Origin of the sequence: Nonomuraea sp. NPDC050404 (assembly GCF_040655495.1) — a bacterium.
GTDB lineage: Bacteria > Actinomycetota > Actinomycetes > Streptosporangiales > Streptosporangiaceae > Nonomuraea.
In genome coordinates this window covers 164,981-190,979 of sequence record NZ_JBFAKB010000002.1, presented here as the reverse complement: position 1 = coordinate 190,979, position 25,999 = coordinate 164,981, and the positions used below count along the sequence as shown (strand labels likewise).

The 25,999-nt window shown below is 72.6% G+C and carries 24 protein-coding genes; 13 read left to right on the top strand and 11 right to left on the bottom strand.

Annotation, left to right across the window (positions count from 1 at the left end; genetic code table 11):
* Positions 1-100 precede the first annotated feature (100 nt).
* The gene (gene ligD, locus AB0I81_RS06105) at positions 101-1,300 is read left to right on the top strand and encodes a non-homologous end-joining DNA ligase (protein ID WP_360650760.1); all 1,200 of its coding nucleotides are present in this window, start codon (positions 101-103) and stop codon (positions 1,298-1,300) included.
* A gap of 352 nt (positions 1,301-1,652) precedes the next feature.
* Positions 1,653-1,988, top strand: a complete 336-nt coding sequence (locus AB0I81_RS06100; protein WP_360650757.1) for a hypothetical protein — start codon at positions 1,653-1,655, stop codon at positions 1,986-1,988.
* A gap of 150 nt (positions 1,989-2,138) precedes the next feature.
* Here AB0I81_RS06100 and AB0I81_RS06095 read toward each other — a convergent pair whose 3' ends face one another.
* Positions 2,139-3,569 carry an FAD-binding oxidoreductase gene (locus tag AB0I81_RS06095; RefSeq protein WP_360650754.1) on the bottom strand — a complete coding sequence of 477 codons (1,431 nt, stop codon included), beginning with the start codon at positions 3,567-3,569 and terminating at the stop codon, positions 2,139-2,141.
* A gap of 59 nt (positions 3,570-3,628) precedes the next feature.
* Entirely contained in the window at positions 3,629-4,522 is an 894-nt protein-coding gene (locus AB0I81_RS06090; RefSeq protein ID WP_360650751.1) for an NAD(P)H-binding protein, read from the bottom strand.
* A gap of 88 nt (positions 4,523-4,610) precedes the next feature.
* On the opposite strand from AB0I81_RS06090, the gene AB0I81_RS06085 reads away from it, so the two are divergent.
* Positions 4,611-6,377, top strand: coding sequence for a thiamine pyrophosphate-dependent enzyme (locus tag AB0I81_RS06085; protein ID WP_360650748.1), 1,767 nt, complete (start codon positions 4,611-4,613; stop codon positions 6,375-6,377).
* Positions 6,378-6,415: 38 nt separating this feature from the next.
* Here AB0I81_RS06085 and AB0I81_RS06080 read toward each other — a convergent pair whose 3' ends face one another.
* Positions 6,416-7,162, bottom strand: a complete 747-nt coding sequence (locus AB0I81_RS06080; protein ID WP_360650745.1) for an IclR family transcriptional regulator — start codon at positions 7,160-7,162, stop codon at positions 6,416-6,418.
* A gap of 79 nt (positions 7,163-7,241) precedes the next feature.
* Here AB0I81_RS06080 and AB0I81_RS06075 point away from each other — a divergent pair, with 79 nt between their 5' ends.
* Positions 7,242-8,399, top strand: coding sequence for a 4-hydroxybenzoate 3-monooxygenase (locus AB0I81_RS06075; protein ID WP_360650742.1), 1,158 nt, complete (start codon positions 7,242-7,244; stop codon positions 8,397-8,399).
* Between the two features lie 26 nt (positions 8,400-8,425).
* Positions 8,426-8,737 carry a DUF6401 family natural product biosynthesis protein gene (locus tag AB0I81_RS06070; protein WP_360650739.1) on the top strand — a complete coding sequence of 104 codons (312 nt, stop codon included), beginning with the start codon at positions 8,426-8,428 and terminating at the stop codon, positions 8,735-8,737.
* Positions 8,738-8,823: 86 nt separating this feature from the next.
* Here AB0I81_RS06070 and AB0I81_RS06065 read toward each other — a convergent pair whose 3' ends face one another.
* Positions 8,824-9,603, bottom strand: a complete 780-nt coding sequence (locus tag AB0I81_RS06065; RefSeq protein WP_360652016.1) for a hypothetical protein — start codon at positions 9,601-9,603, stop codon at positions 8,824-8,826.
* Positions 9,604-9,806: 203 nt separating this feature from the next.
* On the opposite strand from AB0I81_RS06065, the gene AB0I81_RS06060 reads away from it, so the two are divergent.
* The 3 genes from AB0I81_RS06060 to AB0I81_RS06050 all read left to right on the top strand — a co-directional run bounded on the left by AB0I81_RS06060 (position 9,807) and on the right by AB0I81_RS06050 (position 14,962).
* The gene (locus tag AB0I81_RS06060; RefSeq protein WP_360650736.1) at positions 9,807-10,055 is read left to right on the top strand and encodes a DUF6229 family protein; all 249 of its coding nucleotides are present in this window, start codon (positions 9,807-9,809) and stop codon (positions 10,053-10,055) included.
* 6 nt (positions 10,056-10,061) lie between these two features.
* The gene (locus AB0I81_RS06055; RefSeq protein ID WP_360650733.1) at positions 10,062-12,998 is read left to right on the top strand and encodes a type 2 lanthipeptide synthetase LanM family protein; all 2,937 of its coding nucleotides are present in this window, start codon (positions 10,062-10,064) and stop codon (positions 12,996-12,998) included.
* Positions 12,999-13,132: 134 nt separating this feature from the next.
* A complete protein-coding gene (locus AB0I81_RS06050) occupies positions 13,133-14,962 on the top strand; it encodes an ABC transporter ATP-binding protein (RefSeq protein ID WP_360650730.1) in 1,830 nt (609 codons plus the stop codon).
* Positions 14,963-14,968: 6 nt separating this feature from the next.
* Here the strand turns inward: AB0I81_RS06050 and AB0I81_RS06045 are convergent, their stop codons facing one another.
* Both AB0I81_RS06045 and AB0I81_RS06040 read right to left on the bottom strand, forming a co-directional pair.
* Positions 14,969-15,574, bottom strand: a complete 606-nt coding sequence (locus AB0I81_RS06045) for a histidine phosphatase family protein (RefSeq protein WP_360650727.1) — start codon at positions 15,572-15,574, stop codon at positions 14,969-14,971.
* Between the two features lie 73 nt (positions 15,575-15,647).
* Positions 15,648-16,832: a PEP/pyruvate-binding domain-containing protein gene (locus AB0I81_RS06040; protein WP_360650724.1), complete on the bottom strand. Its 1,185-nt coding sequence runs from the start codon at positions 16,830-16,832 to the stop codon at positions 15,648-15,650.
* A 58-nt stretch (positions 16,833-16,890) separates the two neighbouring features.
* Between AB0I81_RS06040 and AB0I81_RS06035 the strand changes: the two genes are divergently transcribed.
* Both AB0I81_RS06035 and AB0I81_RS06030 read left to right on the top strand, forming a co-directional pair.
* Positions 16,891-17,286, top strand: coding sequence for a DNA-binding protein (locus tag AB0I81_RS06035; protein ID WP_360650721.1), 396 nt, complete (start codon positions 16,891-16,893; stop codon positions 17,284-17,286).
* A complete protein-coding gene (locus AB0I81_RS06030; protein ID WP_360650718.1) occupies positions 17,283-17,918 on the top strand; it encodes a transcriptional regulator in 636 nt (211 codons plus the stop codon). The genes AB0I81_RS06035 and AB0I81_RS06030 overlap by 4 nt, the downstream gene beginning before the upstream one ends.
* 6 nt (positions 17,919-17,924) lie before the next feature.
* Here AB0I81_RS06030 and AB0I81_RS06025 read toward each other — a convergent pair whose 3' ends face one another.
* From AB0I81_RS06025 to AB0I81_RS06010, 4 genes are all read right to left on the bottom strand, one after another.
* The gene (locus AB0I81_RS06025) at positions 17,925-18,542 is read right to left on the bottom strand and encodes a GNAT family protein (protein ID WP_360650715.1); all 618 of its coding nucleotides are present in this window, start codon (positions 18,540-18,542) and stop codon (positions 17,925-17,927) included.
* A 77-nt stretch (positions 18,543-18,619) separates the two neighbouring features.
* Positions 18,620-19,390 (bottom strand): DeoR/GlpR family DNA-binding transcription regulator, encoded by a 771-nt coding sequence (locus AB0I81_RS06020; protein WP_360650712.1) that lies wholly within the window; start codon positions 19,388-19,390, stop codon positions 18,620-18,622.
* A gap of 18 nt (positions 19,391-19,408) precedes the next feature.
* Positions 19,409-20,407, bottom strand: a complete 999-nt coding sequence (gene pdxA / locus AB0I81_RS06015) for a 4-hydroxythreonine-4-phosphate dehydrogenase PdxA (protein ID WP_360650709.1) — start codon at positions 20,405-20,407, stop codon at positions 19,409-19,411.
* Positions 20,404-21,627 carry a four-carbon acid sugar kinase family protein gene (locus AB0I81_RS06010; protein WP_360650706.1) on the bottom strand — a complete coding sequence of 408 codons (1,224 nt, stop codon included), beginning with the start codon at positions 21,625-21,627 and terminating at the stop codon, positions 20,404-20,406. Before AB0I81_RS06010 ends, pdxA begins: the two co-directional genes overlap by 4 nt.
* A gap of 107 nt (positions 21,628-21,734) precedes the next feature.
* On the opposite strand from AB0I81_RS06010, the gene AB0I81_RS06005 reads away from it, so the two are divergent.
* From AB0I81_RS06005 to AB0I81_RS05995, 3 genes are all read left to right on the top strand, one after another.
* Positions 21,735-22,655: an aldo/keto reductase gene (locus tag AB0I81_RS06005; RefSeq protein ID WP_360650703.1), complete on the top strand. Its 921-nt coding sequence runs from the start codon at positions 21,735-21,737 to the stop codon at positions 22,653-22,655.
* Positions 22,656-22,694: 39 nt separating this feature from the next.
* A complete protein-coding gene (locus AB0I81_RS06000; protein ID WP_360650699.1) occupies positions 22,695-23,456 on the top strand; it encodes an aldolase/citrate lyase family protein in 762 nt (253 codons plus the stop codon).
* Between the two features lie 115 nt (positions 23,457-23,571).
* Positions 23,572-25,509, top strand: coding sequence for an AAA family ATPase (locus AB0I81_RS05995; protein ID WP_360650696.1), 1,938 nt, complete (start codon positions 23,572-23,574; stop codon positions 25,507-25,509).
* Here AB0I81_RS05995 and AB0I81_RS05990 read toward each other — a convergent pair.
* Positions 25,437-25,826, bottom strand: coding sequence for a VOC family protein (locus AB0I81_RS05990; protein ID WP_360650693.1), 390 nt, complete (start codon positions 25,824-25,826; stop codon positions 25,437-25,439). The two genes, AB0I81_RS05995 and AB0I81_RS05990, sit on opposite strands and share 73 nt — an antisense overlap.
* Between the last annotated feature and the right edge of the window lie 173 nt (positions 25,827-25,999).

Genomic DNA, 25,999 nt, shown 5'->3' with positions numbered 1-25,999 from the left:
CGTGTCCCCGTTTCTCCACCACGTCGGGCGCGCTTCCGTCCTTCCGGTACGTCTGGCGCGCTTCCGGAGGTTGTCGGTCGGCCCGCGTAGTGTGACCTACATGCCTGACATCGAGGTCGCCGGGCGCGAGGTGCGCCTCACCAGTCCCGACAAGGTGGTCTTCCCGCAGTCCGGTCACACCAAGCTCGACCTGATCCGGTTCTACCAGGCCGTCGGCGGGGCGGCGCTGCGCGGCGTGCACGGGCGGCCCATGGTGCTCAAGCGGTTCGTGCACGGCATCGAGCAGGAGGCGTTCTTCCAGAAGCGCGCCCCGGCCAAGCGCCCCGACTGGATCGAGGTGGCCGAGCTGAAATACCGCTCGGGGCTGAGCGCGGAAGAGGTGGTGTGCACCGATCTGGCGCAGTTGTTGTGGGTGGTCAACCTCGGCTGCGTGGATCTCAACCCGCACCCGGTGCGCTCCGACGACCTGTCCAAGCCCGATGAGCTGCGCATCGACCTCGATCCCGTGCCGGGCGTCGAGTGGGCCGACGTGCTGCGTACGGCGCAGGTGGCGCGCGAGGTGCTGGCCGACCACGGCCTGGTCGCCTGGCCCAAGACGTCGGGGTCGCGCGGGTTCCACGTCTACGCCCGGATCGAGCGGCGCTGGCCGTTCGCGAAGGTGCGCAAGGCGGCCGAGACGGTGGCGCGCGAGGTGGAGCGGCGCGCGCCCGACCTGGCGACCAGCCGGTGGTGGAAGGAGGAGCGGCACGGCGTGTTCGTGGACTTCAACCAGAACGCCTACGACCGCACGGTGGCCTCCGCCTACTCGGTCAGGGCTGTCCGGGATGCCCGCGTTTCCACCCCGCTGACCTGGGATGAGGTGCCTGGCTGCGACCCGGCGAGCTTCACGATCGACACCGTGCCCGAGCGGCTGGCCGAGCGCGGCGACCCGTGGGAGGACATGGACCTGCACCCCGGCTCGCTCGACGGGCTGCTGGAGCTGGCCGAGGAGCTCGGTCCCGCGCCCAAGCCGCCCAAGGGCAGCGGCCGCAGGCAGCAGACGATGCCGGTGATCGAGATCGCCAAGGCCGAGCACAAGGACGAGGCGATGGCGGGCTTCGAGCGCTGGAAGGCCCGCCACCCTTCGGTCGCCGCCCGGCTGGAGCCCGCCGACGTGCTGGTGGACGGGATGCGGGGGCGCAGCAGCGTCTGGTACCGGATCCGCGTCAACCTGCAGCACGTACCGGAGCAGGAACGACCACCCCAGGAGCCCTTGGAGGTCGACTACAACCCCTGGGGGCACGGCGACGACCACTCCTGACGGCGGCGGTCGGCGGTGGGGGATTATCGCAATGCGCAATGGCTCTGTAACGGTGTGTGTCACCATACGTCGATGGCGGGCTTGCCGGGCACGGTCGTCCGTAGACTCAAGCTGTCGACAGGTGGGACAAAGTGGTCAGACCGCGGCACCCGATCAAAGAGTTGGAAGATGTTCTTGCCGCAGCCGAAAGGAAGGGCTGGAGCGTCATCAAGGCTAAGAAGTACTACAGCATGAAGTGCCCTTGCGGCCTTCACAGGAAGACAGTGAAGTGTACGCCGTCGGGGAACAACTACCGACGAAACCTGCTTGGGCAACTGAGCAGAGCCACGTGCTGGAGCGACGAGGAGACGCCATGAAGTACATGACGGTCCAGCAGGTTCGGTACAGCGGCGAGCTCGAGCGTTTCGACGAGCGGCTGGATGAGCTGATGAACGCGCTGCTCGACCTTGAAGACATGGACCCGGCGATCGAGGACCCCGATCTCGCGGCCACGCTCACCACGGGTGTCGTGGACGTGCAGATGATCACCGAGGCCGATGACCCGGCGGAGGCCATGGTCAAAGCCTTGTGCTTTCTCCGCTCCGCGCTGCACTCGATCGGCGACGCGACGCCCGGCTGGGAGACTCAGCGTGCGGTAATGCACGTCGCCCCCGCCGACGACACCGATCGCCTCGCACTCCACGGGTGACGTGGGCCGGTGGCAGCGCGGGTCATGGCCCCCGAAGTCTGGCTGGACGGGCGGGCTCCGGGGGACTGGGGGATCGCCCTGTTACCGGTTGGCGGAAAGCCCTTCCCGATCGTGTCCACGTCAGTCGGAGTGGAGCCCGCCCGGCGTCGGTCAGCGGCCTGAGATGAGGTTGGCCAGGCGGGCGTAGGGGGAGGTGGTGGTGCCGCGTTCGTTCTCGTGGCGGTCGGCGGCGCGGAACAGGGCGTAGATGAGCTGGACCCCGGCCCAGCGCAGCGGCTCGGGCTCCCACTGCCGCACCTGGCGGCCGACCCACGGCAGCCGGGTCAGCGGGGTGTCCCGGCGCAGGACCAGGTCGCGCAGGGTGCGGCCGGCCAGGTTGGTGGTGGTGACGCCGCTGCCGACGTAGCCGCCCGCCCAGCCGAGGCCGGTGGCGTGGTCCAGGTGCACGGTCGAGCACCAGTCGCGGGGGACGCCGAGCACGCCGGACCAGGCGTGCTGGATCCCGGTGTCGGCGGCGGCCGGGAAGAGTTTGACGAGCATGCGCCAGAGCAGGGCGACCGTCTGCGGCTGGGTGGCGCCGCGGCGGTCGATGCGCGAGCCGTACCGGTAGGGGATGCCACGGCCGCCGATCGCGATCCGGTCGTCGGCCGTGCGCTGGGTGTAGACGTAGGCGTGCGCCTCGTCCTCCAGCAGTTCGCCGCCCTGCCAGCCGATGTGCTTCCACACGTCGGCCGGCAGCGGCTCGGTGACGATCATGGAGCTGTTCATCGGCAGCCACTGGCGGTGCTGGCCGGCCAGGTTCGCGGTGAAGCCCTCGGTGGCGCGGATGACGTACTCGGCCGTGACGATGCCGCGCGTGGTGATCGCCGCCGCCCGTACGTCGCCGCGCCGGGGCAGGATCTCGGTGACCGTGGTGTCCTCGAAGATGTCCACGCCCAGGCGGGCCACCACCCCGGCCAGGCCGACGGCGAGCTTGGCGGGCTGGATGCGGGCGCAGTGCGGGGAGTAGGAAGCCTGCAGCGCGCCGGCCACCTGGACGCGTTCGCGCTGCTCGTCACGTTCCAGCAGCCGTACGTCGTCCTCGTCGTAACCCCACGTGCGCAGGTCGGCGACCTGGGCGCGCAGGCGGCGGCGCTGGGCGGGGTTGGTCGCGACGTGGATCAGCCCGCTCTTGCGCACGTCGGCGTCGATGCCCTCCGTCTCGGCCACCGAGATGACCTCGTCCACGGACCGGAACATCGCGTGCTGCAGATCGATCATGGCCTGCCGCCCGCGCGCCTTGGCGTGCCGCTTGCGCGACCCGGCGAACTCGGCCGACAACCAGCCGCCGTTGCGCCCCGACGCGCCGAACCCCGCGAACTCCTTCTCCAGGACCGCGATCCGCAGACCGGGATCGGCCCGCTTGAGGTAGTACGCGGTCCACAGGCCGGTGTAGCCCCCGCCGACGATGGCGACGTCGTAGTCACGCGGGCCGGGCAGCGCGGGCCGCCGGGCGGGCAGGCCGGTCTGCCGGTACCAGAAGGAGACCCCGCCGTTGGCGAAGTCCTTGGTCAGCGGGATGCCTCTCGTCACTGAACACATCCTCTGATAACACCCCGAAACCAACAAGTCGGCAAAGTGTAATAGAACAGGGCATCCCGTTAGCTTCGTGTCGGGCGTTCGTAGCCCTCGTCGCCCCCGTATACGCGCAGGTCAGGGTCCTGCTCCGGCTGAGTGGCCGGGCTGGTGGGCGAGGCGGTGTGCTCGGTGGCGAAGTCGTCCGACAGGACCGGCGGCGGTGGCAGAAGGTAGTCGTGCCACGTGATCTCGCCCTTCGGCAGGGCGTCCGTGGTGAGGTCGCCGGCGCGCTGGGCCGCGTACAGACGGCCCGGATAGCGTACGGACACGCAGGGGCGGCGCAGGCCCGAGGCGCTCAGCCAGTCCTTGACCAGGTCACCGGTGTTCAGGATCTGGGGGCCGCCGTATTCGATCTCCCGGCCGGCCGGGGCGGCGCTCAGCAGCGCGGCGGCGCGCGCGGCCACCTCACCCGTGTGCACCGGTTGCCAGGGCAGCGAGCGGTCCACGGGGAGCGCGGGCAGCGCGGCGAAGCCGTCCAGCCTGCGGTGCAGCCACTGGTGGAACGGGGTGCAGCGGAGGATCGTCCAGCCCAGGCCGCTCTCCGCGACCAGCCGCTCGGCCTCCAGTTTGTGGCGCAGGTGGCCGTGGGCGGCGCGGTCGGCGCCGACCATCGAGGTGAACAGCACGTGCGGCACGCCGGCCGACCGGGCGAGGATCAGCAGCGTCCTGGTGCCGGGGACGTCCACCGCGCCGCGCCCGTTGCGCCCGCTGGTGGCCAGGTGGGCGATGGCGTCCACGTCGCGCACGGCCTCCTTGACGCCGTTGCCCGAGATGAGGTCGCCCCACATCCACTCGACGTTGCCGCGATCGTCCCGCTTGGCACGGCTCAGCGCCCGCACCTCGTGCCCCGCCTTGAGCAGGGCGGGAACCAGTGCCCCGCCCAGCGTGCCGGTGGCTCCCGTGACCAGAATGCGCATGCGGCACCCCCTACCCGCCATTTTCCAGAAATGTCAATGAATCTCCTCCCGGGGTCTGTGACCGGCGGAGCGGGGTAGTGCCGCTCACATGGCTCGAATCGCATCGGAATCCCTGATCGAACGGCTCGTGGCATGGGGCGTGGACACCGTCTTCGGCCTGCCGGGCGACGGCATCAACGGCATCATGGAAGGACTGCGCCGCCACCGCGACCGGGTGCGCTTCGTCCTGGTCCACCACGAGGAGGCCGCGGCCTTCATGGCCACCGGCTACGCCAAGGCCACCGGCCGGATCGGCGTGTGCCTGGCGACCTCGGGCCCCGGCGGCATCCACCTGCTCAACGGCCTGTACGACGCCAAGCTCGACCACGTGCCGGTGCTGGCCATCACGGGCATGCAGGAGACCTCCGTGCTGGGCACCGCCTACCAGCAGGAAGTGCACCTGGACAGGCTGTTCGCCGACGTGGCCGAGTACAACATGATGATCACCAACCCGGCCCAGCTCCCGTCGCTGGTGGACCTGGCGATCAGGACCTCCTACGCGCGCCGCGGGGTCTCCCACCTCACGCTTCCCAACGACATCCAGGTGGCCGAGGCGGGGGCTGACCCGTACAAGAGCGTGGCTCCGGTACGGGCGCCCGAGACGGCCCCCGTCTACCTGCAACCGGGCGGCCTGCCCCGGCAGGAGGACGTGGAGTTCGCGGCCGACGTGCTCAACCGGGCCGAGCGGCCGGCCATGCTGGTCGGGCAGGGCGCGCTGCACGCCAGGCAGGAGGTGCTGGCGGTGGCCGAGGCGCTCGGGGCGCCCGTGGTCAAGACGTTGCCCGGCAAGGCGGTCATCCCGGACGACTCGCCGTACACGACGGGCGGGCTCGGCCTGCTCGGCACCCGGCCGAGCGAGGAGTTGATGGACGACGCCGACGTGCTGCTCATGGTGGGCACGAACTTCCCCTACTCCAAGTTCCTGCCCGAGGTGCGTGACACGCGGGTGGTGCAGTTCGAGGCGGACCCGACCAGGGCGGGGGCGCGGATCGCGACCGACGTGCCGGTGGTGTGCGACGCGAAGGAGGGCCTGGCGGCGCTGCTGCCGCTGCTGGCTCCCCGGGACGGCAACGGCCATCTGGCGAAATATCAGAAGATGATGGCGAAGTGGCGCTCCGACATGGAGGCGCTGGAGAACGCCGAGCGCAACCCCATCGCCCCGCAGTACGTCGTGTCCATGCTCGACCAGCTCGCCACCGACGACGCCATCCTGACCTGCGACAGCGGCACCATCGCCACCTGGGCGGCCCGGCACTGGACGATCCGCGGCGGGCGCGAGTTCTACCTGTCCGGCACGCTCGCCACGATGGCGCCGGGGCTGCCGTACGCGATCGCCATGCAGCACGCCTACCCCGGCCGCCAGGTCATCGCCTACGTCGGGGACGGCGGTTTCTCGATGTTGATGGCCGAGTTTCTCACCGCGGTGCAGCACCGGTTGCCGGTCAAGGTGATCATCAACAACAACAACTCGCTCGGGCAGATCCTGTGGGAGCAGATGGTGCTCGGCTATCCGGAGCACGGGGTACGGTACGCCGCCCCCGAGGCCGACTTCTCGGCCTGGGCCCGGTCCTGCGGCGGATTCGGGGCGAAGATCACCAAGTCGGAGGACGTGGCGCACGCGATCGGCCAGGCACTGGCCCACGACGGGCCCGCGCTGGTGGACGTGGACGTCAACCCGAACGAGCCGCCCATGCCCGGCAAGGTCTCCTACGACCAGGCCAAGAGCTTCGCCCAGGCGTTCCTCAAGGGCCAGCCACACAAGGCCGCCATCGCCACCACCCTGTTCAAGGACCGCATCCAGAAGCTCGGGGACTGACTTTGTAAAGGACCGCACCCGGAAGCCCCGCGCCGGAGCTAGGAGACCGATCGGGCGATCTGGGACGCGGCGGCGCGCAGCGGCTCCACCAGGCGGGGCAGCTCGCGGGCCCGCCTGGAGGACAACACGATGCCCAGCGCCGCCACGGGCCGCCCGTCCACCAGCACCGGCGCCGCCGCCGAGCACGAGCCGGCCGTCATCTCCTCGTACGTCAGCGCGTACCCCTGAGCCCGCACCGCCACCAGCTCCCTGGCCAGCCGCCCCGGCTCGGTGATCGTGTGCGGGGTGGGGCGTTCGAGCTTGCGCGCCAGGTAGGACTTGACGAACCAGTCCGGTTCGTACGCCAGCAGCGCCTTGCCCACCCCGGTCGGATGCATCGGCAGCCGGGCGCCGATCCTGGACACGATGGGCACGGCGCGCCTGCCGTACACCTTGTCCACGTACAGCACCTCAAGTCCGTCCCTGACCGCGAGGTGCACGTTCTCGCCCGTGGAGCCGAACAACTCCTGCAACCACGGGTGCGCCAGCTCCCGCAGCCGGCCCGGCGCGAGCTGGCCCAGCTCCCACAGACGCAGCCCCACCCGCAGCCGCCCGTCGGGGGCGCGGCTGAGCGCCTGCCACTCCTCCAGCTCGCCGGCCAGGCGGTGCGCCGTGCTCAGCGGCACCCCGCTGCGCGCCGCCAGCTCGGTCAGCGTGAGCTGCGGATGCGCGGCGTCGAACGCGCCCAGGAGAGCCAGCACCTTGGACGTCACCGAGCGCCCCGGCTCGCGCGCTCCACCTGACATGCGGCAATCCTGCACCAATCTTCCACTCAGCGGAAGCCGGTACTCGGCGCGGACCTGCCCGAGGCTGGATGCTTCCCTCATGCGAACTCAGGTCGGGATCATCGGGGCGGGACCAGCGGGTCTGCTCCTGTCACACCTGCTCCACCTGCGCGGCATCTCCTCCGTCGTGCTGGAGAAGCGCAGCAGGGACCACGTCGAGCGCCGCGTCCGCGCGGGCGTGCTGGAGCAGGGCACGGTGGACACGCTTGTGGACGCCGGCGTCGGCGAGCGCCTGCTGCGCGAGGGGCTGCCGCACCACGGCATCGAGCTGCGGTACGGGGGACAGGGCCACCGCATCCCGTTCGAGAAGCTGGTGCCGGGCAGGTCCATCACCGTGTACGGGCAGCAGGAGGTGGTCAAGGACCTGATCGCGGCCAGGCTGGCGGCGGGCGGCGACGTACGTTTCGAGATCGAGGACGTGGCGCTGCACTCGCTGGAGTCGGAGCCGTACCTGACCTTCGGCGGCGAACGGCTCGACTGCGACGTCATCGCCGGCTGTGACGGTTTCCACGGGGTGTCCCGCCCCGCCGTGCCTGAGGGCGTTCTGAGCGTCTTCGAGCGTGAATATCCCTTCGCCTGGCTCGGCATCCTGGCGAGCGTGGCGCCTTCGTCGGAGGAGCTGATCTACACCAGAACCGAGCGCGGCTTCGCCCTGCACAGCATGCGTTCACCCACCGTCAGCCGCTTCTACCTGCAGGTTCCCGCCGACGCCCGGCTGGCGGACTGGCCGGACGAGCGGATCTGGGCGGAGCTGAAGGAGCGGCTGGAGACCGTGCCCGGCTTCGCGCTGACCACCGGCGAGATCACCGAGCGGGGCATCACGCCGATGCGCTCGTTCGTGGCCGAGCCGATGCAGTACGGCCGGCTCTACCTGGCCGGGGACGCCGCCCACATCGTGCCGCCCACCGGCGCCAAGGGGCTCAACCTGGCCGTGGCCGACGTGCGCGTGCTCACCGAGGCGCTGGCGGCCTACTTCGCGGACGGCTCGACCGGGCCGCTCGACGGGTACTCCGAAGCGTGCCTCAAGCGGGTGTGGCGGGCGCAGCACTTCTCGTACTGGATGACGACGCTGCTGCACACCTTCGACGAGGACGACGCGTACGCGCGGCGGCTGCAGTTGTCCCACCTCGACTACGTGACCTCATCGGAGGCGGCGGCCACGACGCTGGCGGAGAATTACGTCGGGCTGCCGTTTTGACCTGGTAGATGCCTTAAGGTTGGCGGGTGGTCTTCGAGGAGGGATGGGCGGCTTCGCCCCTGCGCTGGCTGATGAACGCACTGGGCGACGCCCAGCTCGCCAGGATGGACGGCGACCCCGGGCTGGTCGCCGCCGTCGACCAGCACGCGGCGGTGCTGCGTGACGCGATCCCCCTGGACCGGGAGACGCTGGGCGACTACCTGCTGGGCTTCCTCGACGAGCTGCGGCACCGGGGCTGGGCCTTCAGCGGCGAGCCGGACGCGGCGTCGCTGCGGCTGACGGCGGTGTGCTGGCTGACGCGCGAGCTGGACCTCCTGGGCGACGGCGCCCCCGCCTGAAAACCCGTTCCAAGGCCCACGCCTGGCCCCCGCCTGGCCCCACGCCGCCCGGGTCATGAGTGCGAGTGCCGGGCGGCGTGCGGCGGTCAGCCGGGAGGGAGGTCGGAGCGGGTGGCGCCGCCGGGCGTCGTCCGGATCGGCGTCGTCTCCTCCGTCATTCCCCTGGCGTCCTCACGCCCTCGCTGGTACGCCTCCGCATGCGCCCTGGCCTGCGGAGCCTCCTGCTCGATGCGGCCCAGCCAGCGCTCCCAGCGCTGCTGCATGGGCCGGACGAGCCCGCCCCCGACGCCGATCGCCGCGATCGCCCCGATGGTGGCGAGCACCGTGACCAGCACCGGCGTCGTGACGGTCGTGGCCACGCCGATCTGGTTGAGCGCGGCGATGATGCCCAGCGCCCAGATGAACACCGCTGCCGCGGTCGCCAGGAAACGCCCGTAGGACAGCCCGCCGAGCGCGCCGGCCAGGATGTCCTTGACGGCCTTGGCCACGGCTCCGGCCACCACGATGATCACGATGGCCACGAGGGCCCTGGGCAGCCAGGCCACCACGCCGGCCAGCAGTGCCGAGACCGGGTTGGGGCCGAAGACGTTGAAGGCGATCTGCAGGGTGACCAGCAGGATCGCATAGAAGACGATCTTGGCGAGCAGGCTGCTGGCGTCGTACTTGCTGCGTTCGAGCCAACGCCGCACGCCGCTGCGCTCCACCGCGCGGTCGAAGCCGACCCGTTCGAGCACCTTGTCGACGACCTTCTCCAGCAGCTTGGCGACGATCCACCCGATGATCAGGATGACCACGAAGCCGATCAGCTTCGGGACGAACGTCGCTATCATCCGCCAGGCGTCGGAAAGACCTTGGCCTAGGTTGATGTCCATAGTTTCCCCCTCCCGGCTCCGGCGGGAGCCGATGCTCCGGCGCTACCCGCACCGAACCGGCATATACACGCAGAGAAACTAAAACTTCGCATAAAGCGACATTTGACCCTTCTGTTCCCTGCTTGCTGCAACGGATGCGCAATGCCGGGTGGCAACATCCGGTGCGTCCGACCGGATCGCCAGAAGGGACGTAAGACATGGCAAGAATGACCGCTGAACTCGCCGGGCAGATCGTGGCCGGCTGGCGCGGGGGCCCGCAGCCCGTCGAGGGCTGGGACAGCCCGGCGGGCCCGCTGTTCTCCAGCGGGGACTACGCCGAGGCCGACATCACGATGGAGGCGATCTTCGCCGCCTCGGGCTGCACCGGCGCCGGCTGCCCCCAGCCCACGACCACCCAGATATGCGGCTCGGCGTGCACCTATTCGCTCGGGCGTCAGTGCTGCTGACCCGACATGCGCAATGACGCGGTAAGCGACGCCGTACTGGGCTGCCTGCTCGAACCGGCTCTGGCCGGGCTCGCGGCCCAGCTCGGCCAGATCACGGGACTGTCAGAGGCGGAGCGCGAGGTCGTGCTGTCCGCCGCCAGGGCCGCCACGCTGGAGACGGTGCGGATCAAGACCAACCGGGTCCTGCTCGTCGAGCTGAACGCGGCCAGGATCACCGGCACACTCGTGGGCGAAGATCCGCGGGCCAGGTGGTGCGAATGGGAGGAGCGGGCCGCGACCAGGGCGTTCTGGGAGTCGCTTGCCGAGCACTACCCGACGATGTTGCCCCGGCTGGAACGGCTCGTGGCGGCCAGGTGCGCGGCGGCGCTCAGCCTGGCGACCCGCTTCGCCGCCGACCGCCGGGACCTCGCCGGGCTGGTGGACGCGGCCGGGATCGGCGGGCTGCAGGCGCTCGCGTTCGGCCAGGGGGACAGCCATCGCGGCGGGCAAACCGTGGCGATGCTGGCCTGCGCCGGCGGCTTCGTCGTCTACAAGCCGCGCCCGGTGTCCGTGGACGTGGCACTCGCCCGCCTGCTCGCGGCCGTGCAGAGCGACGACGTCTCAGGTCGCGGGATCGCGGTCCCCGAGGTGCTGGCCCGCGACGGTTACGGCTGGGCCAGGCACGTCGGGCACCGGTACTGCAAGGGCGAGGACGAACTGCGCGTCTTCTACCGCAACCTCGGCCGCTGGCTGGCCGCCATGCGCCTGCTGGGCGGCAGCGACCTGCACGCCGAGAACGTCGTCGCCGCCGGGCCCGTCCCGACCGTGGTGGACTGCGAGACCCTGTTCACCCCGCACCCGCCCATCAAGCCCACCGGGTACGGCCTCGCGCTCGACCGGGCCTCGGCGCTGGTCGGCGGCTCGGTGCTGGGCACCGGCCTGCTGCCGGGCCGCGGCCTGGCGCTCGGCTGGCGCGGCGTGGACATGTCGGCCATCGGTTCGCTGCCCGGCCAGCAACCGGCCCCGAAGATGCCCGTCATCGCCGACGCCGGCACCGACCAGGCCAGGATCGAGCAGGCCGAAGTGCCGCTCCCGACCGCGGTCAACCACCCCAGCCCGAACCCGGTGCTGGGCAAATACTGGGACCAGATCGTCGCCGGGTTCACCTCCCTGTCGGAACGGCTGCGGCGGATGGACCGGGAGGGTGAGCTGGAGCCGCTGCTGGAGGAGTTCGGGGACCTGCCGATCCGGGTCGTGCCGCGCTCGACCGAGAGCTACGTGGAGCTGGGCCGCATGTTGTGGCACCCCCGCTCCCTGCACAACGAGCCCGCCGCCCGCCGCCACGCCGCCGACCTGCTGGCCAGGCAGGCGGCCAACCTGCCCGGCCGGCCCGACGATCCGGCCGTGATCGAGGCCGAGGTGGCGGAACTGCTGGTCGGCGACGTGCCGTTCTTCGCCACGACACCGCGCAAGGGACGCCTGTGCGGTCCCCGCGGCACCACATGGGGGCCGCAGGAGGACCTCGTCGAGGCGGCGCTGAGCCGGTGGCGGGCCGCCGACCTGACGCTGGACCGGCAGGTGATCCAGTGCGCGCTGGTCAGCGCGTACCTGAACGAGGGGTGGCTGCCCGACCAGCGCACGCTGCTGCCGTCCCGGATGGACGAGCACGACCTGGACGGCCGCCGCAGGCGGCTGGCCGCGGAGCTCGTGCGGGGGCTGGCCGCGTCGGCCGTGCGGGCCGAGGACGGCACCGCCACCTGGATCGCCCCCGTCCTGAACCCGACCGGCTGGGCGGTGCTGCCGCTCGGCTTCGACATGTACGGCGGCACGTCAGGCGTGGCCGTGCTGCTGGCCGCCTACCAGCAGGAGACCGAGCGCGGCAGGGCCGATCCGGTGCCCGAGGTGCCCGGCCTGCTGGCCGACGTGTTGCGCACGATACGCGGGGTCGAGGACCGTACGGCGGAGGAGTCGGAGTTCACCGGCCGGCGCCGCCCCGACCCGGCCGGCGGCTACCTGGGGGTGGGCTCGCGGATCTGGGGCTGGCTGCTGCTGCACCGGCTCGGCGCGGTGGGCCGGCACGAGGCCCGCACCCGCGCGGCCAACCTCGTGCCCGACATCGCCGCGGCGCTGACCGACGACACGCCGCTCGACCTGGTACGCGGGATGGCCGGGGCAGTGGTGCCGCTGCTGCGGCTGGCCGAGCACACCGACGAGAACGACCCGGCGGCGCTGGCCGTGGAGATCGGCCGGCACCTGCTCGCGCGGGCGCGTACCGGCGACGGCACCGCCTGGTGGGAGAACCCCGGGTTCCCCGACGGGCTCGGCGGGCTGGCCCACGGGGTCACCGGGATCGGCTGGGCGCTGGCCCGGCTGGCGGCGGCCACCGGGGACGCCGACTTCGCCGCGATGGCCGAGGCCGCGTTCGCGCACGAGGAGACCCTGTACGTGCCGGAGAAGGAGGGCTGGCGGGACCTGCGCACGCCCGACAGGACGGCGGCGGCCTGGTGCCATGGCGCGGCCGGGATCGGCATCGCCGCGGCCGACCTCATCGGCGTCCCGTCCCCCACCTCCGGCCTCGCCGGCGGCTCGCCCCGTGCCTCCGGCCTGGTCGGTGATTCCCCGTACGTGCGTGATGTGTTGCGGCGGGCGGCCAAGGCGTGCCGGCTCGGTGGACTGGGCTGGAACCACACGCTCTGCCACGGTGACCTGGGTGTGTGGGAGGTGCTCGATCAGGCGCTCACGCTCGGGCTGACCGGACCGGACCTCGACCGGCGCGGCCTGGACGCGCACGCGTTGTGCAGCATGGAGGAGTACGGGCCGGTCAGCGGCTTCGCCAGGGACGCCTACGCGCCGGGGCTGCTGCCCGGGCTCGGTGGGGTGGCCTACCAGCTCCTCCGCCTGCACCCCGGCTGCACGCTGCCGTCGGTGCTCCTGCCCGACCCGGGACCCGCGAGCCGGCCTTGACCACACCTGGGCCGGGCGAGCCCGAGTCGAGTCGGCCCGCATCGGGCGATCCCGAGTCGAGCCGGTCCGCATCGGGCGATCCCGAGTCGAGCCGGTCCGCATCGGCGGAGCCTGGGGCCTCCGGTGCGCCGGAGATGGTCTCGCCGTACTGGCGGCTTGACGAGCCGGATGCCGATCCGGGCATTGTGGCCATGTTCGGGCGGTTGCCGGCCACGGCCAGGGCGGTGCTCGCGATCGTCGCGCGGGCGGCGCCCCGGCATGCCCTGCTCGTGCTGGGCCTGGAAGTGGTGTCCGGGCTGGCGACGGCGTTCGGGCTGCTGGCGGTGGCCGGGGCGCTGGAGCGGCTGCTGGCCGTCGGGCTGGTGGCGGCGCTGCCCACGATCGGGCTGGTTGTGGGCGCGTACACGCTGCGTGCGACGGTCGAGACGGTGGTCGCGGCGGTGCACGCGCGGGTGCCGCCGGCGGTGCGCAGGGTGGCGGAGGGCGACCTGCTCGCCGCGAGCCTGCGGGTGGAGCTGGCCGCGTTCGACGACGCCGCCTTCCACGACAGGATGCAACGGGCCCGCGACCGGGGCATTTACCACGTCGAGCGGGCCGTGGACAACGTGGTGGGGCTCATCGGCTCGGCGCTGTCGGTGACGGCCGCCTTCGCGAGCGTGGCGGTGCTGCATCCCGTGTTGCTGCCGGTGCTGGCGGTGGGGGTGCTGCCGTCGGCGTGGGCGATTCAGCGGGCGGCGCGGTTGTCGTACCGGCACATGACCGGCACGGTCACGCTCAACCGGCGGGTGCGGATGATCAGCGACCTGGCCACCGCCCGCGAGCCCGCCGCCGAGATCCGGGCCTGCCAGGCGCAGGAGTTCATGCTCCAGGAGTACGCGCAGGCGGCCGATCCGCTGCGGGAGGAGGAGGTGCGCGTGGCGCTCGACCGGCTGCGCGTGCACGCGATAGGGCGGGGGATGGGCGGCGTGGCGACCGGGGCGACGTTCGCCGCGCTGGCGGCGCTGCTCCAGGCGGGGTGGATCCCGCTGGCCGTCGCCGGGGCGGCGGCGATGGCCGTACGGACGGCGCGCGGCTCCCTGGCGCAACTCGCCGTCACCGTCAACCAGCTCTTTGAACAGGGCCTGTACGTGCACGACTACCAACGCTTCCTGCACGAGGCCGAAGCCGCCCCAGGCGCCGCCGCCGCGCGTCGCGCGCCTCGGCTGCCCGGCGAGGTCGCGCTGGAGGAGGTTCATTTCACCTACCCGGGCAGCCCGTTCCCGGCGCTGAAGGGCATCGACCTGACCGTGCGCGCGGGCGAGACCATCGCCCTGGTCGGTGAGAACGGTTCGGGCAAGTCCACCCTCGCCAAGATCATCGCCGGCCTGTACGCGCCCACCTCGGGCCGCGTCACCTGGGACGGCGCCGACCTGACCGCACTGGACCCCCGTACCGTCGCCGACCGCGTCACCCTGGTCCCGCAGGACCCGATCCGCTGGCCGCACACCGCCCGCGCCAACGTCAGGGCCGGCCGCCACGACCGCACCGACCCCGGCGACGCGGCCCTGCGCGCGGCGGCCGAACTCGCGGGCGCCGACACCGTCGTGGCGGGGCTCCCGGACGGCTGGGACACGCTGCTGTCCAAGGCGTTCCACGGCGGTCACGACCTGTCCGGCGGGCAGTGGCAGCGGCTGGCGATCGCCCGTGGCCTGTTCCGCGACGCGCCGATCCTCATCTGGGACGAGCCCACCGCACCCCTCGACGCCAAGGCCGAATTCGCCCTGTACGAGTCGTTGCGCGCCCTCGCCCCCGGCCGCCTGGTCGTCCTCATCACCCACCGGCTGGCCAGCGCCAGGAACGCCGACCGCGTACACCTCCTGCACGAGGGCGAGCTGGCCGAGCAGGGCACCCACGACGAACTCCTGGCCACCGGCGGCCGCTACGCCGAGCTGTACCACCTCCAGGCCCGCATGTACGCCAGCTAAAGGGGCCTATGGCCTCGTTCCGTCGGGGAAGCCGGTCCAGCGCAGGTCGGCCGGCAGGTGGCTCATGTCGTTGAACATCACCAGCGTCGGCGGCAGGCCGATGCGGTAGTCGATGACGGTCAGCGCGGTGTTGCCGCTGTTCATGCCGAGCCACCGGGACGGCGGCGCGTCCAGGGCGTGCCGTACCAGCCACGCGACCTGGAAGGCATGGGTCACCAGGACCTCGTGGGTGTCGGCCGCGGTGGGATCGGGGGACTGCGCGAACCGGGCGACCAGGGCTTCGGCGAGTTTCCGGCCCGAGGCCGCCTCGGCGTCGTCGTAACCGTCGAAGAATCCGGCCCAGGGCTTGGGCATCTCGGCCGCCGGGGGGACGTAGGGCACATGGTCGATGAGTTCGGCGGCCTCGGTGACGGGCGGGTTCGCGGGCAGGTGCCGGGCGAGTTCGTGCGCGCTGGCCACGGCGCGGGGCAGCGCGGAGTGCCACACGGCGTCGATCGGCAGGCGGGCGAGCCGTTCGCCCAGCAGGGCCGCCTGCCGGCGACCGACGTCGGTGAGGTTTCCGAACGCGTCGGCCGCGCCGTGACGTACCAGGTAGAGGTGTCGCGTGGTCATGAGCAGCAGGGGTGCGGGGCCCGCTCGGGCCCGCTTCCCTTCTCCTTTCGATCCGTGGGGTGTGGGTGATCGCTCACGTGCCGGCCGCCGTGATGGTGCCGGTGGTGCCGTCGATCGTGATGGTGGTGCCGTCGTGGAGGCTGCCCGTCGCGTTCGGGACACCGAGGACGGCGGGGATGCCGTGCTCGCGGGCGACGATCGCGGCGTGGGAGAGTACGCCTCCGGTCTCGGTGACGACGCCGCCCGCGATGCGGAGCAGCGGAGTCCAGGCGGGGTCGGTGAAGGGGCAGACGATGATGTCCCCGGGGTGCGCGCGGGGGAAGTCGCGGGGGCCGTGGATGATCCTCGCGGTGCCGGTCACGATCCCGTGGCTGCCCGGTGTTCCGGTCAGCGTGCCGGGGCGGCCGGCGGGTGACGGCCACGCCGGGAGTGCGGCGGTGACCGGGCGTGCCTGCAGAATCCAGGTACGTCCGCCGGCGATCGCCCACTCGATGTCCTGCGGTCCACCACGTACGGCGGCGACCTCCTTGCCCAGCTCGGCGAGCCGCACGGCGGTCGCGTCGTCGATCGCCGGCCGGTCGCGGTCGCCGGTGGGCACGTCTGTCAGGACGAGTTGCCCGCCGCGCCGGTCCAGGCGGGTCCGCTTGTGCGCGATTTGGTGGGTAACCCCTCCTTTCTCGGTGACGCGGTAGGCGTCAGGGGTGACCGTGCCGCCGACGACGCTGGGGCCGAGCCCCCAGGACGCCTCGATGCGGATCGCGTCACGCGGGTCCGTGAACATGACCCCGGACACCTCGGCGTCCAGATGGCGTTGCACGAGAACGGCCATGGCGAGATCGTCGAAGGACCCGCCGGATGCCCCTCGGTAGTCGATGGCGCGCGAAGTGAACAGCGAGGCCCAGCAGGCGCGTACGGCGTCGCCGACCGCGCCGACCCCGCGTACGGCGAGAAAGCTGTCGTGCTGACCGGCCGCCGACGTGAGGCCGGTGTCCTCGTGCGCGGCGGAGGACCGCACCGCGACGGGCGGATCGCCGAGCTCGCCCAGCGCGCGTCCGAGCGCGTCGATCAGACCGGCGGGAAGCGGGCGGGCCTCGATCGCCCGCCGGACGGCGTACCCTTCAAAGCGCAGATCGCGGTAAACGGCGAACGGCACGACGAAGCCGTCGGGAACCGGCAACCCCGCCCGGAGCAGCGCGCCGAGCGCACCGGCCTTGCCCCCGCACGTATCGGCCTCAGCCGACCCGAGGGGTACGATCATCCGCCCGCCTTTCAACGAAACATTGACAACAATTTATTGATTGTGGATCATAAGGGGCATGTCACGCAAGCAGGACATCAACCACACCGGGCGCGAGGACCACGCCCAGGCCGACCGCGAGCGCGACGCGACCGAACACCTCCTGCGCCTGGGCGCGGACACGCTCGACGCCCGCCCGTGGCGCCCCTCGCCGGCCCCGCCGTCGGCGCTGGACCTGGTCCAGTACGCCGTCTGGCGCAACGCCGACCTGGCCCCGGAGGAGATCCTGAGCGCGCTGACCCTCCTGCCCGCCGCCCGCGCCGAAGCCGAAGGGCTTGAGTCGGCCCTGCTGTTCACCGCCCGCAGCGCCGGGCTGACCTGGGCGCAGATGGCGAACGCGATGGGCTTCAACTCTCCCCAGGCATGCCAGCAGCACTTCAACCGCCTGGCGGCGCGGCAGGACGACGGCTCGTGACCCGCGACTCGCCGCCCGGCCTGCTGGTCCTGCACGCCGTGCGCGTCCTCGGGTTCGCCGACACTCCGGAGGTCGCGCGGCGGTACGGTCTCGACGCCGCCCTTACCGAGGAGCTGCTGGGTGACGCCGAGGCGTGCGGCTGGACCGGGAGCTCCGCCTTCGCCGGCACCGCGGGCTGGTCGCTGACCGAAGCGGGCCGGGCCGAGAACGAGCGGCAACTCGCGGCCGAGCTGGCGCGCGTCGGCGGCGCCGAGGAGGTCCGTGGCGTCTACCGCACGTTCCTCCCGCTGAACGCCCTCCTGCTACGGGCCTGCACCGACTGGCAGCTCCGGCCCACCGCCGGTGACCGGCTCGCCGTCAACGACCACGCCGACCCCGCCTGGGACGCCGGGGTCCTGCACGAGCTCGCCTGCGTCGATCGTGCGCTCACGCCCCTGGCCGACCGGCTCGGGAGCGTCCTGACACGGTTCCGCGGGTACGACACCCGGTTCGCCGCCGCCCTGGCGCGGGCGCGGGCCGGGGAGAACGCCTGGGTGGACCGTACCGACGTCGATTCCTGTCATCGCGTCTGGTTCCAGCTCCACGAAGACCTCATCGCCACGCTCGGCCTCGACCGGAACGCGGAGCCGTGACCAGCGCTAACCCCGCTTCAGCAGCGCCTCCAGGTGCGCGCGGCACCGCGGCCATTCCTCGGCGATGACCGAGAACATCGCCGAATCACGGAGCCGGCCGTCCTCACCCGGCGCCCACGACTGCGACCAACTGCGGAGCACGCCTTCAAAACGCGCGCCGACCTTCTCGATGGCGGCGCGCGAACGGCCGTTGCGGGCGTCCGTCTTCAGATCGACCCTGGCCACGTTCCAGCTCTCGAAGGCGTGCCGGAACAGCAGGTACTTCGCCTCGGTGTTCAGGCCGGAGCCCAGCGCCGATCCGCCGAGCCAGGTGAATCCGACCTCGACCGCCCGCAACCGGCTCTCGTCCGGCCACAGGCGCGGATCCCAGTAGGCGGTGACGCCGACGGCGCGGCCCGACGCCCTGGCCACCTGCGCGTACGGCGCCAGCCTGCCCGTCGCGGCCCGCGCGAGCTGCTCGTCGATGTAGCCGCCGACCTCGGCGGCCCTGGGCACCCAGGTGAAGGTGTACGCGCGGCGGTCCTGCTCCGCGGCCTCGGCCAGGTCGGTGACGTGGTGGCGGGCCAGGGGTTCGAGGCGTACGCGGTCGCCTTCGAGCACGGGTCCTTCGAGACGGAAGGTCATCGGTCGCTCCCCCAGTAGCCGGCCGGTTGGCGGCGATCATCCTGGTCCACGCCGGGGACGGCCGTCAACGGAAATATCTAAGGGACGACGGCCACGGTTTCGACGCCTCGCGCGGTGAACGGCGCGAGCGCGCCCCCGGTCGCCGACGCGTCCGTGACCAGGGTCCAGGACTCCGGCATGCGGGCCCAGGCGTGGAACGGGCGGCGGCCCAGCTTGGCGGCGTGCACCAGCAGGTAGACGTGCCGCGAGCGCTCCATCATCAGCTCCTTGAACCTGGTCTGCTGCAGGCTGGCCTCACAGATGCCCTCCTCCGCCGTCACCCCGTCGGCGCCCAGGAACACGCGGTCGAACGTCATCCGGCTCAGCGCCGCCTCGGCCAGCGGCCCCACGAAGCCCTGGCTGACGTGGCGCAGCGTGCCGCCCAGGCACTCGACGTGCACGCCTGTCGCCCCCACCAGCTCCTGCAACGCGGTCAGGCCCGTGGTCGCCACCGTCAGGTCCGCCGCGTTACGCAGCTCGTGGGCCAGGGCGCCCGTGGTCGAGCCCGAGTCCAGCAGCACCGTCTCGCCCGGGCGGATCTGGGCGGCGGCCCAGGCGGCGATGGCGCGCTTGGCCTCGAACGCCTCCCCGATCCGCTGCCGCAGCGACGCCTCCGGGTGGGTGACCACCGCCATGGCGCCGCCGTACGTACGGGCCAGCAGGCCGGCCGACTTCAGGTGCGCCAGGTCACGGCGGATGGTGGAGGCGGTCACGCCGAGCTGGGCCGACAGCTCCTCGACGCTGGCCAGGCCGGTGGTGGTGGCCAGGCGGACGATCTCGTCACGGCGTACCCGTGCCGCACGGCCCATCGTGGCGTCCTCCTCCCGCTACAGACCCTGCGCCGAGGAAAGCTCGGCCGCCTGCCGGAGGGCCTCGATCATGCTACCGGCGTCCGCGACGCCCTTCCCCGCGATGTCGAAGGCGGTGCCGTGGTCGACGGAGGTCCTGATCACGGGCAGGCCGACGGTGATGTTGACGCCCGCCTCCAGGCCCAGCACCTTGACCGGGCCGTGGCCCTGGTCGTGGTACATGGCCACGATCAGGTCGTAGTCGCCGCGCCCCGCCAGGAAGAACGCCGTGTCGGCCGGCAGCGGGCCGTGCACGTCCATGCCCTCGGCGCGCAGGAGCTCGACCGCGGGGACGATCTTCTCCGCCTCCTCGCCGTACCCGAACAGGCCGTTCTCGCCCGCGTGCGGGTTGATGCCGCACACGCCGATCTTGGGGCGTACGAGGCCGGAGCCGCGCATGGCCGCCTCGCCGCGCCGGATCGTGCGCTCCACCAGGCCCGGCTCGATGCGGGCGACCGCGTCGATGAGGCCGATGTGCGTGGTGACGTGGATGACCTTGACCTTGGCGGTGGACAACATCATCGACACCTCCTCGGTGCCGGTGAGGTGGGCCAGCAGTTCGGTGTGGCCGGGGTAGAGGTGGCCGGCGGCGTGCAGCGCCTCCTTGTTCAGCGGGGCCGTGCAGATGGCCCGGACCTGGCCGGACATGGCCAGTTCGCTCGCGATCCGCACGTACTCGTAGGCCGCGTTCCCCGCCACCGCCGACAACTCCCCCCACGGGAGGTCGTCGGGGAGCAGGCCGGGGTCGATGACGTTGATCCGGCCCGGCTCGAACACGGCCCCGGCCACGCCGTCCACGGTCACCACCTCCGGCCGCAGGCCGAGGAACCCGGCGGCCTTGCGCAGGCGTCCGGCGTCGCCGATGACCACGGGGCGGCAGAACGCGGCGGGCTCGGGGGCCTGCAACGCGCCGACGACCACCTCCGGCCCTACGCCGGAGCCGTCTCCCATGGTGAGGGCGATGAGAGGTGTGCTCATGTCAGCCTTTCTTCTGATCTGAAGCTTTCCGGGGAGAGATGAGCTGCTATGCGGAGAAGGCTGTCGCGGTCGCCGAAACTGCCCGGCCTCGTCACCACCGAGTGGCCCAGGGGAGTGCGGCAGTGGACGGCGCCGTGGTGCACCTGGCCGATCGGGGTCAGCTCACGGACACCGAGCGCGTCCAGGACCCGCCGCGCGGTCTCGCCGCCGGTCAGGACGAGGTGCGCGGGCCGGTCGGCGAGGGCCCGCGCGACGATGGCGCCCAGGATGGTGGTGAGGGTGGCGGGGTCGGCCGCGCCGGCGACGGTCAGCACCGTGGGGGCGGTGGTCAGGGCGTCGCGTACGCGGTGGGCGGTGGTTTCCTGCGCGTTCAGGGCGTTCGTGTCGAGGGGGAGCAGGCGGGCGCCGTGTTCGGAGAGGAGTTCGGCCTGGGCGGTCGCACCGGGGTGCGCGGTCCCGACGACGACGAGCAGCGGGGTGTCCGGGGACGCGGCTTCCCGGGCGACAACGTTCCCAGGGGCTTTCCCGGCGGCTTTCGGGGCGGCCTTCTGGGCGGCCTTCTGGGCGGCTTTCCCGGCGGGAAGAGTGCGGCCGAGGGCGGTGGCGAGGCCGCCGGCGCCGATCAGGCGCGTGCCCGGGCCGGCGGCGAGCGCGCCCGCCGCCACCAGGTCGAGGTCGCCGTCGGTCTCCGCGTCGCACACCGCCACCCGGCCGCCGGCCCCCGCCCGCCTGAGCGTCTCGGCCAGGACCTCCCGACCGGCGCGAACGGTGGCGAGGGGAACCTGCGCGACCGGGACACCGCGCAGAGCCTCGGCGACGGACGCGGGCGCGGGCCGGGATTCGGCGTGCCACATGCGCGTTTCGCGCAGCGGAATCCCCTTGATGTACGGCACGCCGCCCACCACCGTCCGCCCGGCGACCGGCAGCGCGGGGGCGAACACGACGGGGGCATCGAGGCAGGCCGCGACCGTGGCCGCGACACCGCCGCGCAGAAGGGAGTCGACCTTGACGAAGACGCGGCGGCCCGCGGCGTGCGCGAGCGCCTCCCGTACCAGCTCGGCGGCCCTTGGGTGATGGCGGCTGTCGAGGTCGGCGACCAGCACGTGCGGGTCTGAAGGGTATGGCGGGCCGGACAGCGCGATGCGCGCGGAACGCGCGGAGGTCATGAGCGCGGCAGCCGTCTCCGCCGCGCCGGAGAGGTCGTCGGCCAGCGCGAACATCGGCCTCACCTCCAGATTGCGCAGATCACGCGAGAAGTATTGCACGATTCGCGCAGATCATGCCAGAGTGCAACCATCGCAAGCGCCACGGCGGAAGGAGCCGCTCCATGACCCCCGAGCCGGTGCTCGGAACCATGACCTTCGGTGACACCGTTGACGCGGACACCGCCGGGCGCATGCTGGACCTCGCGCTCGACCACGGCGTGACCGGCGTGGACACGGCCAACGGCTACGCGGGCGGGGCCGCCGAGGAGATACTCGGCCCGCTGCTGCGCGGCCGCAGGGACCGCGTCGTGCTGGCGACCAAGGCCGGCATCCCGCACCCGGACGCCGGCGGGCACGCGCCCCTGTCCCCGGCCGGGCTGCGGGCCGCGCTGGAGGGCAGCCTGCGGCGGCTGGGCGTGGCGCACGTGGACCTGTTCTACCTGCACCAGCCCGACCGGGCCACACCCCTGGACGACACCCTGGCCACGGTCGCCGACCTCATGGCCGAGGGCAAGATCGGCGCCCTGGGCGTGTCCAACTACGCGGCCTGGCAGATCGCCGGGATCCACCCGCGTCCCGTGGTGGCCCAGCAGCTCTACAACCTGCTGGCCAGGCGGATCGAGGACGAGTACGCCGAGTTCGCGCTCACCGCCGGGCTGCGCACGATGGTCTACAACCCGCTCGGCGGCGGCCTGCTGACCGGCCGGCACCGCTTCGACCGGACGCCGGAGACGGGCAGGTTCGGGGATTCGCGGCTGGCGGCGATGTACCGGGAGCGGTACTGGGACGCCCAGCTCTTCGAGGCCGTCGAGACGCTGCACAAGATCGCGCTGGACGCCGGGCTGCCGACGGCCGAGTTGTCGCTGCGCTGGCTGCTCGGCAAGCCGGTGGTGAGCGCCGTGCTGCTCGGCGCCTCCAGCCTCGACCACCTGCGGGCCAACCTGGCCGCGCTGGCGGCCGGGCCGCTGCCCGCCGACGTGGCCGCCGCCTGCGACGCCGTGGGAGAGTCACTGCGCGGCCCGATGCCCGCCTACAACCGCTGAGCGGCCCAGTGCCCCCCTGTAACCGTTGAGGAGACCGCCATGACCGCAGCCGAGTTCGCCAGGAAGATCCGTGACCGGGAACAGTGCGTCGGCTACTGGGTGGTGCTGGACGCGCCCGTCGCCACCGAACGGCTGGCCCGGCTCGGGTACGACTACGTGGCGCTGGACGCCCAGCACGGCCTGATCGGGAACGCGGGGCTGCTGAGCAACCTCATGGCCATCGACGCGGGCGGCCGGTCCGTCGGCGTCGTACGCGTCGAGTCGGGCGACCCCGCCGTCATCGGCCGGGCGCTGGACTTCGGCGCGGGCGGCGTGATCGTGCCGCTGGTGGACACGGCCGAGGACGCCGCCCGCGCCGTCTCCGCCGCCCGCTACCCCGCCGGGGGCCGCCGCTCGTACGGGCCGATGCGCTCCATGTTGCGCATCGGTCCCATCCCGGCTGAATCGGACGCCAGCGTGCTGGTCCTGGCCATGATCGAGACGCCCGACGGGCTGGCCAACATCGAGGAGATCTGCGCCACCCCCGGCCTGGACGGCGTGTACGTCGGCCCGTCCGACCTGTGCCTGGCCGTGGGCGGCAAGTTCCCGAACGACCCCGACGTGGCCGAGGTGTTCGAGGCGGCGCTGGAGACCGTGCGCACGGCGGCGGCGCGGGCGGGCATCGCGGCCGGGATCCACAACCCCACCGGCGAGCAGGCGGCGCGGCGGCTGGCCGAGGGCTACACGTTCGCGACCGTGGCCTCCGACCTCGTCCATCTGGAGCAGGCGGCGGCGGCCCACCTGAAGGCCGCACGCGGTTGAGCCACCCGCTTCACCCCGTCCCGTGGGCGGGCCAAACCTGTTCCACGGTCATGGAACAGGCGTGGAACACCGGTGTCACGCCCACCAGGTAGGAGGCCGTGATGCCGGGGGTGACATGACCGAGGCGAATGGGGTGCTGATCAGGCTCGCCGGGTCCTTCGCCATTGAACGGGACGGGGTGCCGTACCCGCGGGGGGCCATCGGTGGGAAGGCCAGGACGCTGCTGAAGCTGCTCGCGGCCGAGCGGAGCGGCGTGCTGGCCGCCGACCGGGTGGCGGAGGCGCTGTGGCCGGGCGGCGGGCCGAAACAGCCGGTGCAGAACGTGGCGACGCTGGTCAGCAGGCTGCGCGGGACGTTGGGCGCCGGGATCGTGATCGGCGGGCGGAGCGGGTACCGGCTGGGTGGCGCGCCCGGCGTACGAGTCGATCTGGATCTGGCCGCCGGGCTGGTCGTCGAGGCCGAGGGCTGCCTGAACGCAGGGGAGGCGTCGCTGGCGGGGGCCGCGGCGGGACGGGCCGTGGAACTGCTGCACGACGGCGTGGTGCTGGCCGGCGAACCGGACGCGGGGTGGCTGGCGGCGGCCAGGGAGGAGGCGGCGGGGCTGGTACGGCGCGCCAGGCACGCGGCCGCCGGCGCGGGCCTGCGGGGAGCCGACCCTGGCAGGGCGCGGCGGGCGGCCGAGGCCGCGGTGCGGGCCGATCCGTTCGACGAGGCGGCCTGCCGGCTGCTGATGCGTGCGTACGCGGTGGCGGGCGAGCCGGCGAAGGCGCTGCTGGCCTACGAACGGCTGCGGCACCGGCTGGCGGCCGAACTGGGCACGGACCCCGCGGCGGCGACCCGGGCCGTGCACGTGGCCATCCTGCGCGAGGAGCCCGTGGCCGCGCCGGGTCCCGCGCTCGCCGGGCGGGGCGATGAGGTGGCGCGGATCTCGCGGGCGTGGGCGCGGGCGGCGGCGGGACGCACCGGGGTGCTGCTGATCGCCGGCGAGCCGGGCATCGGCAAGTCGCGGCTGGCGGCCGAGGCGGAGCGGATGGCGGGCGCGACGGGCGGGAGCGTGTTGCGGGCCCGCTGCCACGAGATCGAGCGGGCGCTGTTCCTGCAGCCCTTCGTGGACGCGCTGCGCCCCCGCATCGCCCACCTGCCCGGGGACGTGCTGCGCGAGCTGGCGGGCACGTGGGCGGCGGCGCTGGAGTCGCTGGTGCAGGGCCAGGCCATGGAGCGCCGGTACGCCTTCGAGGCCGTCACCGCGTTCCTGCGCGCGCTGGCCGCCCGCGAGCCGGTGCTCCTGGTCCTGGAGGACCTGCACGCCGCCGGGCCGGCCACCGTCGAGCTGGTGCACTACCTGGCCAGGCGCGTGTCGGGGGTGCGGCTGCTGATCGTCGCGACGGCGCTCACGGGTGAGGACGGGGTGGTCGAGGCCCTGCGCGGGGTGGCGGAGACGGTACGGCCGGGACCGCTGCCCATGGCGGCGGTGCGCGAACTGGCGGGCGACGCGGGGCTGGCCGACGAGGTGTGGTCACGCACCCGCGGCCAGCCGCAACTCGTGGCCGCCCTACTGGCCGAGGCGGCAGCGGGCATGCCTGCGGTGAGGAACGGGCAGATGCCCGAGGCGGTGGCGGGCGCGTCCGCGGTGGGGAACGGGCAGGTGCAGGAGGCGGTGGCGGGCCCGTCCGCGGTGGCGAATGGGCAGGTGCCCGAGGCGGTGCGGGTGGTCGTGCTCGGGCGGCTGCGCGGGCTCGGCGAGCGGGGGCTGCGGGTGTTGCGGGCGGCGAGCGTGCTGGGCGGGGCGTTCGATCCCGTGCTGCTCGGCGGGCTGCTCGGGCTGGCGCCGCAGGAGGTGGCCGGGCACTGCGAGCGGGCGCTGGGCAGGGGACTGCTGGTGGTGTGCGGCAGCGCGTACGAGTTCGCCAACCCCCTGACCCGCGAGGTCCTCTACACCACCACCCCCGCCCCCACCCGCCTCGTCTACCAGCGCGAGGCTCAGGGCCAGGTCTTGGCCTCCGCCTCGAACACCGCACGGTCGCTCTCCACGGGCAACACGCACATGAGATGACCGCCGGGAACGCGCAGGGTGCGGCACTCCTGCCACCGCGCCACCTCACTCGCCCCCAGGGCGGTCAGGCGCCGGACCTCCGCCTCGAGGTCGTCGGTCTCGATGTCCACGTGGATGCGGGGCGTGTCGTCGTCCGTCACCTGCACGGCCATGAGCAGGCCGGGCTGGGGCATGGCCCCGTGCAGGGAGATGAACTGCTCATAGGAGGGCAGCGGACTGGCCGTGGCTCCCAGCGCCGCGGCCCAGAAGGCGGCCGCCGCCTCGGCTTCCGGGGAGGGGGTGTCGATCAGGAGGGCGTAAACACGACTTCGATGCATGTTGATCACCCTAAGCGGACACGCGATTCGACACACAGGCTAGGCGCCTCTGGACCGGCTGGGACACAGGCTGAAACCGACCGACCTGCTCACCCAGGCCCTGCTCAGCACCGATCGGCCCGGCCTGAACACCGAGGCGAAGTACCTGCTCTTCCGGCACAACTTCGAGAACG